The organism is Streptomyces sp. NEAU-174 (genome assembly GCF_052665095.1).
In genome coordinates this window covers 436,819-449,479 of record NZ_JBQTCE010000007.1, presented here as the reverse complement: position 1 = coordinate 449,479, position 12,661 = coordinate 436,819, and the positions used below count along the sequence as shown (strand labels likewise).

Annotated in this window: 12 protein-coding genes; 8 read left to right on the top strand and 4 right to left on the bottom strand. The window is 71.6% G+C overall.

Annotated elements, in window-relative coordinates:
* Positions 1-179 precede the first annotated feature (179 nt).
* Positions 180-491 (top strand): nuclear transport factor 2 family protein, encoded by a 312-nt coding sequence (locus ACT2CW_RS22670; RefSeq protein ID WP_445518131.1) that lies wholly within the window; start codon positions 180-182, stop codon positions 489-491.
* Positions 492-502: 11 nt separating this feature from the next.
* Positions 503-2,572, top strand: a complete 2,070-nt coding sequence (locus ACT2CW_RS22665; protein WP_445518034.1) for a glycoside hydrolase family 97 protein — start codon at positions 503-505, stop codon at positions 2,570-2,572.
* Positions 2,573-2,647: 75 nt separating this feature from the next.
* Here the strand turns inward: ACT2CW_RS22665 and ACT2CW_RS22660 are convergent, their stop codons facing one another.
* The 4 genes from ACT2CW_RS22660 to ACT2CW_RS22645 all read right to left on the bottom strand — a co-directional run bounded on the left by ACT2CW_RS22660 (position 2,648) and on the right by ACT2CW_RS22645 (position 4,996).
* Positions 2,648-3,163, bottom strand: coding sequence for a PASTA domain-containing protein (locus ACT2CW_RS22660; protein WP_166483180.1), 516 nt, complete (start codon positions 3,161-3,163; stop codon positions 2,648-2,650).
* On the bottom strand, positions 3,160-3,681 hold the full coding sequence (locus ACT2CW_RS22655) for a SigE family RNA polymerase sigma factor (protein WP_414083298.1): 522 nt from the start codon (positions 3,679-3,681) through the stop codon (positions 3,160-3,162). The genes ACT2CW_RS22660 and ACT2CW_RS22655 overlap by 4 nt, the downstream gene beginning before the upstream one ends.
* A 159-nt stretch (positions 3,682-3,840) precedes the next feature.
* Complete coding sequence (locus ACT2CW_RS22650) at positions 3,841-4,341, bottom strand: mycothiol transferase (protein ID WP_445518033.1); 501 nt, start codon at positions 4,339-4,341, stop codon at positions 3,841-3,843.
* 28 nt (positions 4,342-4,369) lie between these two features.
* Positions 4,370-4,996 carry an SAM-dependent methyltransferase gene (locus tag ACT2CW_RS22645; RefSeq protein WP_445518032.1) on the bottom strand — a complete coding sequence of 209 codons (627 nt, stop codon included), beginning with the start codon at positions 4,994-4,996 and terminating at the stop codon, positions 4,370-4,372.
* Positions 4,997-5,087: 91 nt separating this feature from the next.
* Here ACT2CW_RS22645 and ACT2CW_RS22640 point away from each other — a divergent pair, with 91 nt between their 5' ends.
* The 6 genes from ACT2CW_RS22640 (at position 5,088) to ACT2CW_RS22615 (ending at position 12,658) form a co-directional block, all read left to right on the top strand.
* Entirely contained in the window at positions 5,088-5,225 is a 138-nt protein-coding gene (locus ACT2CW_RS22640; RefSeq protein WP_445518031.1) for a hypothetical protein, read from the top strand.
* A gap of 374 nt (positions 5,226-5,599) precedes the next feature.
* Complete coding sequence (locus tag ACT2CW_RS22635) at positions 5,600-7,120, top strand: sugar transferase (RefSeq protein ID WP_182473808.1); 1,521 nt, start codon at positions 5,600-5,602, stop codon at positions 7,118-7,120.
* Positions 7,121-7,193: 73 nt separating this feature from the next.
* Positions 7,194-8,519: a nucleotide sugar dehydrogenase gene (locus tag ACT2CW_RS22630; protein ID WP_445518030.1), complete on the top strand. Its 1,326-nt coding sequence runs from the start codon at positions 7,194-7,196 to the stop codon at positions 8,517-8,519.
* Complete coding sequence (locus ACT2CW_RS22625) at positions 8,509-9,747, top strand: glycosyltransferase family 4 protein (RefSeq protein WP_445518029.1); 1,239 nt, start codon at positions 8,509-8,511, stop codon at positions 9,745-9,747. Before ACT2CW_RS22630 ends, ACT2CW_RS22625 begins: the two co-directional genes overlap by 11 nt.
* Positions 9,744-11,141: a Wzz/FepE/Etk N-terminal domain-containing protein gene (locus tag ACT2CW_RS22620; protein ID WP_445518028.1), complete on the top strand. Its 1,398-nt coding sequence runs from the start codon at positions 9,744-9,746 to the stop codon at positions 11,139-11,141. Before ACT2CW_RS22625 ends, ACT2CW_RS22620 begins: the two co-directional genes overlap by 4 nt.
* Positions 11,138-12,658, top strand: a complete 1,521-nt coding sequence (locus tag ACT2CW_RS22615) for a Wzz/FepE/Etk N-terminal domain-containing protein (RefSeq protein WP_445518027.1) — start codon at positions 11,138-11,140, stop codon at positions 12,656-12,658. The genes ACT2CW_RS22620 and ACT2CW_RS22615 overlap by 4 nt, the downstream gene beginning before the upstream one ends.
* Positions 12,659-12,661 lie beyond the last annotated feature (3 nt).

Genomic DNA, 12,661 nt, shown 5'->3' with positions numbered 1-12,661 from the left:
GGCATGGGCGTGCCCCTGGACCCCGGGAGCCCGGGAGCCCGGGAGCCCGGGGGAGGAGCTGACCCGCTTGCTGGACGACAGCGGGGCACGGGTGCTCATCACCGACGCCGCCCACCTGACGCGGCGGCGAGCGCCGGCGTCCCGGCCCGGGCTGACCGTGGTGGTGGCCGAAGGCGGCGATCTCCGCGCATCATGCCGTCGACGACGGCCCGCACGTCATCGCGGGCCACGATCTGGCCGCGTCCACCCTGACCTTCGTAGCGCGGATCACCAGACCCGAGGCCACCACGGATATCCGCACCACGACCTCGCTGGTCTGGCGCCGAACACCGGACGGCTGGCGGATCGTCCGCGAACACAACTCGGCCAAGGTCCTGCCCGCAGGGGAACTCGACGGCATACTGGCCCGGACCGCCGCCCACGGCTCGTCGCAGGCCCGACCGGCTCCGGGGCAAGGGCACCGGCCAGGGCCTGTCGCCAGCCACCCTTGATGGAGCGTGACATGGCCAATGTCCCCAACCGCCGTGCCGTCGTCGGCGCCACCGCCGGCGTGGTGTTCACGGGGGCGCTCGCCGCGCCCGCCACCGCGTCCGCCGCGCCGCCCGGCCGTGTCACGATCGCCTCGCCGAACGGCCGGCTGCGGATGACCGTGCGGGTGACGGACGGACGGCTGCGCTACCAGGTCGCACGAGACGGAAGGGTCCTGGTGTCCTCCTCCGGGCTGGGGCTCGACCTGGCCGACCGGCCCTCGCTCACCGGCGGGCTGGTGCTGGAGTCCGTGCGGCGCAGAACCGTGGACGAGAGATGGCGGCCGGTGTGGGGGCCCGACGCGCTCGTCCGCAACCATGCACGGGAGTGCGTCCTGCGGACCGTGCAACCGGCGACCGGGCTACGGCTGGACCTGGTCGTCCGGGTCTTCGACGACGGCGTCGGCTTCCGCTACCGGCTGCCGGCCCAAGCCGGGCTCGACCGCTACACCGTGACCGCCGAGAGGACCGAGTTCTCCTTGCCGCCGACCGCCACGAGTTGGTCGCTGGAGGCGGGCACGGACTGGCGCGCCGATGAACGGCACTACCGGCGGGCCCGGCTGGCGGATGTGAGGACCGCCCAGACCCCGCTGTCGTTGGCCACTCAGAGCGGTGAGTACATCGTGGTGCACGAGGCGGCGCTGATCGACTACCCGAGCATGACCCTCGCCGCCGACGGCAACCGGCCCGGCACCTTCACCAGCGAGCTGATCAGCCTTCCCGACGGCGCGAAGGCCCACCTGAGAGGCGAATTCTCCACCCCGTGGCGCACGTTGGTCATCGGCGGCCGACCCGGCGATCTCGCCGAATCGCATCTGATCGAGAACCTCAACGAGCCGTGCGCGCTCACGGACACGTCGTGGATCTCACCCGGCACGTACGTCGGTGTCTGGTGGGAACTCCAACGGCGGGACACCACCTGGACCGAGGGACCGCGTCACGGCGCCACGACCGAGCGGGTCAAGCGCTATATCGACCTCGCCAGGGAGGCGGGCGCGAGTTCCGTACTCGCCGAGGGCTGGAACACCAACGCCGGCGGCGACTGGACCGGCCAGGACTTCCTCACCCCGCGGGCCGACTTCGACCTGGCCGAGGTACTGCGCTACGCCCGGGCCAACGGCGTCGGGTTCACCGCGCACAATGAGACCCGTGGCTTCGTCGACTACTACGAGCAGCACCTGGAGGCGATCTTCGCGCGATACGCGGAACTGGGCATCCACTCGGTCAAGACCGGCTACGCCACCAAGTTCGTACTGGGCGGGGTGAACCGCAGCCACTTCGACCAGGAAGCGGTGCGTCACTACCAGCGTGTCGTTGAGACGGCGGCCCGCCACCAGATCATGATCATCGCGCACGAGGCGATCAAGCCGACCGGGCTGGCGCGCACCTATCCGAACATGATGACCGGCGAGGGCGTCGCCGGGATGGAGCAGCACAACTACATGGGCAAGCTCGGCAACCCGCCGGAGCAGGCCACGATCCTTCCGTTCACCAGGTTCATGGGCGGGCCGGCCGACTACACCCCGGGCGTGCTCAACGTGACCTGGGACCCGGCGGGGCTCGGTACCCGCGTACAGACGACCTCGGCCGCGCAGCTCGCGCTGTACTCGGTGTTCTTCAGCCCGCTGCAAATGCTCGCCGACACCGTGGAGAACTACCACTCCCACCCCGGATTCGCCTACCTCAAGGACATGCCCGCCAGCTGGGACGAGACCCGCTTCCTGGACTGTGTGATCGGCGACTACACGGTGGTCGCCCGCCGCAAGGGCGACACCTGGTATCTCGGCGCCATCACCGACGAGTACGACCGGACGCTGAGGCTGCCGCTGCGGTTCCTGGGACGGGGCCGGTACAGGGCCGAGATCTACAGCGACGCCGCGGACACCAGCTGGCACGACAACCCACTGCCGATCGACGTCCGGACCGAGACGGTGCGAGCGTCCACCGTACTGAGGCTGAGACTCGTCGCCGGTGGCGGCACCGCGATCCGCTTCCGCCGCGCGCTCCTGACGTCCAGGTCCGGTGTGAAGGATGTGATCCTGTGACGGACGCCCGCCCCTGATTGGCGCAGGGGCGGGCGTCGTCTCAGGACCGGCTCAGAGGCTCAGCGACTCAGCGGCTCAGCCGCCGGCGCAGAGGGTGAAGCTGACCGTGTCGCCGTTGTGGACGACCTTCGGGGCATGTGGGGACACGCCGATCACCGAGCCCGGCTTGCAGCCCGGAGCGGTCCCCTTGCTGACGGTGCCGAGCTTCGTCTGCGTCTTCTTGAGGTAGGACTTGGCCCCCTCCAGGGTCCAGCCCGCGAAGTCGATCGGGATGGCCGGATCGTCGCCGTACAGCATGACGGTGGCGTCGCTCTTGGCGGCCGTACCGCTTGCCGCCGGATGACTGCCCGCCGCCGGATGCGACGAGCCGCTCATGGCCGAGGTGGCCAGGGCCGTGCCGCCGCCCGCCAGGATGAGGGCGGTGGCGCCGGCGGCGAGGCCGACGGTACGCCGGCGACGGGTGCGGCGCACGATCCGCGGCGCGTCGAACTCGGGCGCGTCGGCGGAGTCGGCGTACTGGTTCATGGCGTTCATCAGTTCCTCTTCGAAGCGGGTGCGGCCGGAAGGCCGTGGGTCGCCGTACGAGGTCATCGGATTCCTTCCGTGTGCCGCTGCGGTGAAGGGTCGGAGAGTGCGGGGAACTGGCTTCGGAGCTTCGCGATCCCCCGGGCGAGCTGTGAGCGCACCGTGCTCGGCGAGATGTCCAGGTCGGCCGCTATCTCGCCGTCCGAGAGATCGTGGAAGTACCGGAGCACCACCACCGTCCGCATCCGCATGGGCAGTCGCTGGAGCGCGCGGACCAACTGATCCCTGCTGTCGACCTGTCCGTACTCGTCGCCCGAGGCGGGCAGGTCACCGCCGTCCGGATGGGGAGTCGTGACCAGGCGGCGGAATCTCCGCCGGCGGTCGTTGGCCAGGTTGACCATGATCCGCCGTACGTAGGCGTCCGGAGCGTCCTTGGCCGAGACGGTGCGCCACTTGCGGCAGGCCCGCTCCAGGGTCTCCTGAACCAGGTCCTCGGCCGCGTCCCGGTTCCCGGTGAGGACGATGGCGCCTCGGAACAAGGCGGCCGACCGAGCGGCCACGAACGCGTCGAAGTCCGTCTCCACATCCTCCTCCCTTCCTGTCACCCCTCCTCGACGCCAACCCCCGCACATCTGCTGCACGGCCGCACTGAGAGCTGGGTCACACGATGTTGCTCATGCGCGGGGTCACGGTGGCGCGGACGGGGGCGAGTTGGCCCTGGGCCGTCATCAGGAGGGTGGGGGTCAGCGTCCGGTCGAGCCGTCGAGGAGTTCGCGGAGGATGTCGGCGTGGCCGGCGTGGCGGCCGGTCTCCTCGATCATGTGGGTGAGCGCCCAGCGGACGGCGGGGGCCGGTGTGCCCGGCCGGGAGCGGGGCAGCGGCGCGCCGAGGTCGGTGCAGGTGTCGAGGACCTCGTTCGCCTCCCTGACGGTCTCCCGGTAGCGGGCGACGACGGCGGTGGCGCTCTGCGCGGGGGCGGCGTGGAAGGTCGCCTTCCAGTCGGTGATCCGGGCGCCGAGGAACAGCGCTTGTTCGACGTGGGTGAGGTGGTGGAGCAGGCCGAGCAGATTCGTGCCCGAGGGCACCGCGGCTGTGCGGATCCCGGGTTCGGGAGCGCCTTCGACCTTCGCGGCGATCGAGTCGCGCAGGTAGTCGAGGAATCTGCGCAGGACCTCGGTCTCGGTGTTCCCGGTGCGCGGCGGCGGGGCGTCGCGGCGGCGGTGGGGGCGCGGGGAGTCGGTCATGGTGGCTGCTTTCGACGGCCGTGCCGGTTCAGGCGGTACGGCGGATGATCAGGATGTGGTCGGTGACCTCGGCCGTGCGGCCGTCCGGTCCGGTCGCCTCGCGCACCTGTGCGTCGGCGCGCTCGACCGTCCAGGCCCCGGGAGGCAGGGCCAGGTCCGCCGCGACCTCCTGCGGGGTCGGGTAGCGGGTGTCCCGGTCCTGCGTCCAGGACCACGGCGCGGTCGATCCGTGGTCGACCACCAGCAGCCGTCCGCCCGGGCGCAGGGCGTGGGCCGCCATGCGCAGCACGGCCGTCCTGTCCAGGTCGAGCGGGGTGTGCAGGTAGTGGGCGCAGACCAGGTCGAAGGCGCCCGCGGGGAAGGAGGTGCGCAGGTCGTGGTGGTGTGCCGTCAGCCGGTCGGCGAGGCCGGCCTCGGTGGCGAGGCGGGTGAGGCGCCCGACGGCCACGGAGGAGACGTCGACGGCGGTGACCAGCCATCCGCGGTCCGCCAGCCACAGGGCGTCGCCGCCGTCGCCGCACCCCAGGTCCAGGACGTCGCCGGGCGGCATGCCGGTGACCATCGCGGTGAGGCTCGGGTTGGGGCGGGGGGAGGCGGCCGCGGGCCGGGCCGCGTAGATGTCGTTCCAGTACGTACCGGCGTCTGTTGCGCTCATCGGAACTCCTTGTGCGGGGATGGGCGCACACCACTCTCGCCAGTCTTGCCCGAACTGGCACACCTTCTTGCGGTTCCTGCAAGTTGGAAGGATGGACGGCGTACTTTTGGACGATTTCGGCGGGCTCAACGGCCGCCCGCGTGTGCTGCTCGGCGAACGCGGCCTGACCCTGGGACCGCAGGTCACACGGCGTGTCGTCGTCGCCGAGGCACCCTCGGGCGGTCACTGATCGGTGGATTCGGCTTCAAAGTTTGAACACAAATTACACACATCCCCTCTTCAGATCGGTCTCGATGGTCTAGATTGACCGTGCTTCACATGGTGGACACCAGGCGACAAATAATGATCTAGGGGTCCGGTCCGGCTCTACGGTCAGTCAGCAGTCGCGTCGCCGGGTGCCAGATGTGGGGTGATCAGTTCCTGGAGCCCGGGAGGTGGGGACCTCCCGCGGGAAGGAACAGCGCGGCGCGGGGAGTGGGGGCTTTCCGCGGGGAGGAACAGCGCGGCGCGGAGGCGGGGGGCCTCCGAGGGGCGGAACAGTACCGGGAGGGGGGGCCTCCCGAGGGGAGGGGCGGTACGGGGGGTGGGGGCCTCCCGAGCACAGTGCTAGGCGAATACGTCGAACCACTGGGGACCTTGGGGGGTTCTGTGCAAGGGGGATTACTCAACCCGTTTCCGCCGGCGCGCGGGCGTCTGGCGGACGGGTCGATCAGACAGCCCGCGATCGGCTGGGAGCAGCGGTACCGCCGTACCGTGATCACCAGCGATACCGTGGCCACCGCCTGCGTCGTGGCGGCGATCGGCAACTTCTTCGGGGCCCGGGACGCGGCCAACTGGCATGAGAAATGGGGGATTCTCGCGTTCGGCACCGAGCTGCTGGTGCTGGGGGCGCTCGCGGTGAGCCGGTCGTGGGCCCCGGCCGTGCTCGGCCAGGGCGCCGAGGAATTCCGCCGGCTCGGCCGCTCACTGTTCACGGCGACCGTCGTACTGGCCCTCGGCGGAATCGCCCTGACCTCGCGCAACATCAAGCTCTGGATCTTCGTCGCGATCCCCGCGATCGCGCTCGTCACCATGACCGCGCGGTATGTGCTGCGCCTCTGGCTGCACAAACAGCGCAAGGAAGGGCGGTGTCTGCGACCGGTGCTCGCCGCCGGGAGCCCGGCCACCGTACGCGACCTGATCACCCGGACCCGCAAGTTCCCACACCTCGGCTGGCGGGTGGAGGCGGTGTGCACGCCGGACGGCCGCGGGCTCGACGGCGACCAACTCGACGGAGTGCGGGTCGTCGGCCGGCTGACGGACGTCGCCAAGCACGTCCGCCACGACGGCTACCGTGTCGTCGCGGTCACACCGGACCCGCACTGGTCACCGGACCGGCTCCAGCGGCTGGCCTGGAACCTCGAGGGCAGCGACGCCGAGATGGTCGTGGCCCCCGTGCTGATGGAGGTGGCCGGCCCGCGGCTGCACATCGACGCGGTGCTCGGGATCCCGCTGCTGCGGGTCAGCATGCCGACCTTCACCGGGGGCCGCCGTGCGGTCAAAGGGGTCGTCGACCGGATGGGCGCGGCGATCCTGCTGGTGCTGTTCGCGCCGCTGATGGTGTTCGTCGGGCTGCTGGTGCTGGTGGACAGCCGGGGCGGGGTGTTCTACCGGCAGCGCAGGGTCGGCAAGGACGGCCAGGAGTTCACCATTCTCAAGTTCCGCACCATGGTCGCCGGGGCCGACCGGGCACGCGCCGAGCTGGCCGACCGCAACGAGGGTGCGGGGCTGCTGTTCAAGCTCCGCCGGGATCCCCGGGTGACCCGGGTGGGATCGGTGCTGCGGCGGTACTCGATCGACGAGCTCCCGCAGCTTTTCAACGTGCTCACCGGATCGATGTCGCTCGTCGGCCCGCGGCCCCCGTTACCGGAGGAGTCCGCCGCGTACGGCCCGGACATCCGGCGGCGGCTGCTGGTCAAGCCAGGGCTCACCGGCCTGTGGCAGATCAGCGGGCGCAGCGACCTGCCGTGGGAGGAGGCGGTCCGGCTGGACCTGCGGTACGTGGAGGACTGGTCGCTCGCCCTGGACACGGTGATCTTGTGGAAGACGCTGCGTGCGGTGCTCCAGGGGCAGGGGGCCTACTGATGCGCGCAGGGCGCCGCCCGGCGGGCGCATGGGAGGCAGGCCGGAAGGGCTTGCCCGGGGGGAGGAACGGGTCATGAGGGTCAGCGTTTTCGGGCTCGGCTACGTGGGCTGTGTGTCGGCCGCGTGCCTGGCCGGCATGGGGCACGAGGTCATCGGGGTGGACGTGAACCAGGTGAAGATCGACCTGGTCAACGACGGCAAGGCCCCGGTGGTCGAGGAGCGGATCGGCGAGCTCATCGCCGAGGTCGTGCGGACCGGGGCGTTACGCGCCACCGGTGACGTCCGCGAGGCGGTCATGGGCAGCGAGGTGTCGCTGGTCTGCGTGGGCACGCCGTCGGAGCCCAACGGCAGCCTGTGCACCACGTACTTGGAGCGGGTCACCGAGCAGATCGGCATCGCGCTGGCCGAGGGGGGCGAGCAGGGGGGCCGGCACACCGTCGTGTTCCGCAGCACCATGCTCCCGGGCACCTGCCTGAACCTGCTGGTGCCGATCCTGGAGAAGTACGTAGGCGGCACGGCCGGGGTGGACATCGGGGTCGCGGTCAACCCGGAGTTCCTGCGCGAGGGCACGAGCGTGCGGGACTTCTTCGACCCGCCCAAGACCGTCATCGGCGAGCTCGACCCGGCGAGCGGCGATGTGGTGACGGCGCTGTACGACGGCCTGCCCGGCGAGGTGTTCCGGGTGCCGGTCCCGACGGCCGAGGCGATCAAATACGCGGACAACGCCTTCCACGGCCTCAAGATCGGCTTCGCGAACGAGCTGGGCGCGGTGTGCCAGGCGCTCGGGGTGGACTCGCACCAGGTGATGGACGTGTTCCTGGCCGACCGCAAGCTGAACATCAGCCCCGCCTATCTGCGGCCCGGCTTCGCCTTCGGCGGCTCCTGCCTGCCCAAGGACCTGCGCAGCCTGGTCCACGCGGCGCGGCGGGCCGATGTCTCGGTGCCCATCCTCGCCCATGTGCTGCCCTCCAACTCCGACCATCTCCAGCGCGCGGTGGAGCTGGTCGAGCGCACCGGCAAGCGCCGGGTGGGCCTGTTCGGGCTGTCCTTCAAACCCGGCACCGACGACCTCCGCGAGAGCCCGCTCGTCGAGCTGGCGGAGCGGCTCTACGGCAAGGGGTACGACCTCAAGATCCACGACGCCAACGTGAGCCTCTCCCGGCTGCTCGGCGCCAACCGCGAGTACATCGAGACCCGGCTGCCGCACCTCGCCCAGCTGCTCGCGGACTCCGTCGACGAGGTGCTGGAACACGCCGAGGTGTGCCTGGTCGGCACCAGGGACCCGGCCGTGCTGGCGGCGCTGCCCCATGGCGACGGCCCGGTGATCATCGACCTCATCCGCCTTCCCGACGCCGAGGCGCGCCGGGCCGAACCGGGGTACATGGGCCTTGCTTGGTAACGCAACAGGCGGTGGCGGGTCGGGCCGGCGCGCGCTGATCCTGGTGGAGAACCTGTCGGTGCCGTTCGACCGGCGGGTGTGGCAGGAGTGCACGACGCTGCGCGACGCGGGCTGGACGGTGCACGTCATCTGTCCCCGGGGGAGCAAGCGGGACACGGAACCGGAGGCGGTGATCGACGGGGTGCGGATCCACCGCTACCCGTTGCGCGCGGCCACCGGAGGTCCGGCCGGCTACTTGCGGGAGTACGGATCGGCGCTGTGGCATACGGTCCGGCTGGCCCGGAAGGTCGGCCCGGTCCACGTGGTCCACGCCTGCAACCCGCCCGACCTGCTGTTCCTGGCGGCACGGTGGCTCAGGCGGCGCGGCGCGCGGTTCGTCTTCGACCAGCACGACCTGGTACCCGAGCTGTACCTGTCCCGGTTCGACCGCGGCAAGGATCTGCTCTACCGCGCCGTGTGCGCGCTGGAGCGGCGGACCTACCGGGCCGCGGACGTCGTGCTCGCCACGAACGAGAGCTACCGGGACGTCGCGGTGCGCCGAGGCGGCAAGCGGCCGGAGGACGTCTTCGTGGTGCGCAGCGCGCCCCAGATCGACCGGTTCCAACCGGTGCCGCCCGAGCCGGAGTTGAAGCGCGGCAAGCCTCATCTGCTGTGCTACCTCGGCGTCATGGGCCCGCAGGACGGCGTCGACTACGCCTTGCGCGCCCTGGCGAAGCTGCGCGACGAGCTCGGGCGGACCGACTGGCACGCGGTGTTCATCGGCTCAGGCGACGCCTTCGACGCGATGGTGGAGCTGTCCCGGCAACTCGGGCTCACGGAGCAGGTGCGGTTCACCGGGCGCATTCCGGACGCCGACCTGGTGCGCTACCTGTCCACCGCGGATGTGTGCCTCTCTCCCGACCCGCGCAATCCGCTCAACGACGTGTCGACCATGAACAAGGTCCTGGAGTACATGGCGATGGGCCGGCCGATCGTCTCGTTCGACCTCAAGGAGGCGCGCGTCTCCGCCGGTGACGCCGCCGTCTACGCGCCCGCCAATGACGAGGCCGAGTTCGCGGGGCTCATCGCGCTGCTCCTCGACGATCCGGCGAAGCGGGCCGAGATGGGCAAGATCGGCCAGGAGCGGATCAGCGGGCCGCTCTCCTGGCGGAACTCGCAAGCGTCGCTGCTCGCCGCCTACGCCTCGGCGAGCCACCCGGACCGGGCAGGGAAGAGGCCGCGCCGTTGAGCGATGACACGATACGCCTGGTCACGATCGGGCGGATGATCCGTCGGCGCTGGCGGCTTCTCACCATCCTCGCCGTGCTGGGGGCGCTCGTCGGCTACGGCACCTCCTTGCTGTTCCCGCCGCGCTACACGACGTCGGCGTCGGTACTGCTGCCGGGGGCGTGGGAGGAGCGCGAGCTGCTCACTCAGGCGGAGATCGCGACCAGTTCGGTGGTGGTCGACCGCGCGGCCGGCACGCTCGGCTGGACCGGGGTCAGCGGCAGCGAGCTGCGGGACCGGGTGAGCGCCAAGGCCGCCGACGGGAACATCATCAAGATCTCGGGTACGGCCGAAACCCCGGAGCGCGCGCAGCGCCTCTCCGACCAGGTGGCCCAGCAATTCGTCACCTTCGCCGCGCGGCTCGCGGGCGACGACACCGACTCCGAGGCGTCCGCCGGGCCCGAGGACTTGCGGAAGTTGGTGGTGCGGACCAGCCGCCGCATCACCGAGCTGGCCGACGCGGCCGATCCGGGGCGGACCGTGGAGAGCGTGCAGGGCCGCACCGAGCTCGAGAAGCTGCGCATCGCGCTCCAGGAGGCCATGAAGAAGCTGGCCGAGGCCGACCCGGTGACCAACAAGTCCAACATGGTCGTCATGGGTCCTGCGGCCCGGCCGGCCGGCGAGGCCCCGCCGACGAGGACGCAGCTCATCGTCGCCGGAGCGGTGCTGTTCTTCCTGCTCGCGGTCATCGGCCATCTCACCGCCGCACGGATGAGCCGCCGGCTGCGCACCGAACCGGAGATCGCCGCGGCGCTGGGCTCGGTGCTGCTGGGCACCGTCGACGTACCCGGCGAACGGCCCGCGCACCGGCCGGAAGGCGGTGGCCCGCGGGCCCGGATCCGCCGGCTGCTCGGCCTCGACGTCCGGTGGGACCTGCCGACGCCGCAGGCGTCCGGCGACGAGGCCGGCCGGCAGATCCGCTACCGGCGGGTGTGCGCCCGCCTCCGGGACCGGCTGCCGGGCCCCCGGCGGCTGCTGGTGGTCGTACCCGAAGGCGACGAGATCGCCCGCCGGGCCGCCGACCAGCTCGTCGCCACGTCCGACGGCGATCCCGCCCCGTCCGCTTCGGGCAGGGGATACCCCGTGCTGCGGGTGGTGGGGGTTTCGGTGTCCCAGCCGCTGGTGCCGGACCGCGGCACCGAGTCCGGTGTCCTGGTCGTGCTCAGCGCGGGCAGCTGGACCGCGGCGGAGCTCACCGGCATCGCCGAGGCGTGTGCGGACGGCAACCAGGAGGTCGTCGGCGTCGTCGTCGCCGGCGCGGTCCGGGCCCGGCCGAAGCGGTCCGCCGGCCACCCTCCGGATGACGCCACTCCGGCGCTCGCGGCTCGCGGCCACGCGACGGGGGGTGCGGTGTGACGACGAGCACGACGCCGGAGCGGTCGGCGGCCGCCCCGCTGTTCGACCTGCACGCGCTGGTGGTGGCGGTGCGCAGGCGCCGCCGCCTCTGGTCATCCATGGCGCTGCTGGGGCTGCTGGCGGGCGTGGCGATGGCGGTCCTGCTGCCGCCGCCCCCGACCGCGGTGACCAAGGTGCTGGTCGCGCATCAGGAGGACCAACCGAACGACACCGGGACGCTGATCCGCACCGATGTCGCGCTGCTGGGGACCACGCGGATCGCCGACAAGGCCCTGAAGTCCCTCAACTCACCGGAAAAACCGGAGGACTTCCTGGGGGACTACCGGGGCACCGGCCTGACCAACAACCTGCTCCAGATCGAGGTGACGGCTGACAGCGACGCGGAAGCGGTGGCCCGGGCCAAGGCGCTGGCCGACGCGTTCGTCGCGGACCATGTGCGGCGGATGCGGGAGACCGCGAAGGCCGAGTCCAAGGCCCTGCTCGACCAGCGTGACCGGGTACGGCGCGAACTCGCCGAGGTCAACAAGGCGATCGGAGGCCGATCGCCGGACAGCGACCCGGAAGCGTCGGCGAGCACCGAGTCGCTCTTCGCCCGCCGGGCCGAGCTCAACTCGCGGATCGCCGATTTCGACCAACGCGCCGCGGAGGCGCGCACCGGCACGCCCCGGATCATCGCCGGCACACAGATCGTGGACGCCCCGCGCGCGGTGCGGCACTCCCTGCCCAGGACCGCCGCCACCAACGCCGCGATCGGGCTCGTCCTCGGGCTCGTCCTCGGGCTCGCGGTGGCCGCGGTCGGCACGGTGGTGGCGGACCGCCCCGTGCTGCGCCGGGAGATCGCCGCGAACCTGGGCGCCTCGGTCATCGCGGAGCTGCCCCACCGGTCGGGCAGGCCGTGGCGGCGACGGCGGATCCGGACGGCACGGACGAGGCTCACCGCGTCCCTGGCCCGCACCGTGCGCGGCTCCGCGGAACCGGTGTCGCTGCTGGAACTGGGCTGTGCGCGCGGCACGAGCGTGATCGCCCTGGACCTCGCCAGGGCACTGGCGGCGGACGGGCCAGTGGCGATCGTCGACGGTCTGCCCGGCCCGCAGCTGACGAGGCGCCGCCCGAAGCCAGGAGACCCCACCGTGGTCAGCGGCGAGCGTGCCGCGGCCATGTCGCATCAGGAGCGCCGGATCGGCGTGGGCTCGGTCGCGCCCGGCACGGTGTGGACCGACCTCCACTACCTCGGTACCCAGACCGTGCTCGTCGTGCGTGCCGGGCACGGCAGCGCCGCATGGCTGCACACCGTGGCGCGGCAGCTCGCGGACCAGCGCATTCCGGTGATCGGTGTGGTGCTGATCGACCCCGATCCGCGGGACCGGACCGACGGCACGCTGTGGGACGGGCTGCACATCGCGCTGCGGGGCCATGGCGAGCGGCTGGCCCGGCGACAGGGGACGGGCCAACTACGGACGGAGCGACCGCCGATGTGGGCCGCGCGAGTCCCGGACAGCGACCAGGAGGCGCGGTAGGAG

What these genes read in the sequence shown, in the direction of transcription:
- ACT2CW_RS22640 (WP_445518031.1), top strand. Translation starts at nt 5,088, where the DNA reads ATGGACGGCGTACTTTTGGACGATTTCGGCGGGCTCAACGGCCGCCCG.
- ACT2CW_RS22650 (WP_445518033.1), bottom strand. Translation starts at nt 4,341, where the DNA reads ATGACCGACTCCCCGCGCCCCCACCGCCGCCGCGACGCCCCGCCGCCG.
- ACT2CW_RS22630 (WP_445518030.1), top strand. Translation starts at nt 7,194, where the DNA reads ATGAGGGTCAGCGTTTTCGGGCTCGGCTACGTGGGCTGTGTGTCGGCC.
- ACT2CW_RS22660 (WP_166483180.1), bottom strand. Translation starts at nt 3,163, where the DNA reads ATGACCTCGTACGGCGACCCACGGCCTTCCGGCCGCACCCGCTTCGAA.
- ACT2CW_RS22645 (WP_445518032.1), bottom strand. Translation starts at nt 4,996, where the DNA reads ATGAGCGCAACAGACGCCGGTACGTACTGGAACGACATCTACGCGGCC.
- ACT2CW_RS22665 (WP_445518034.1), top strand. Translation starts at nt 503, where the DNA reads ATGGCCAATGTCCCCAACCGCCGTGCCGTCGTCGGCGCCACCGCCGGC.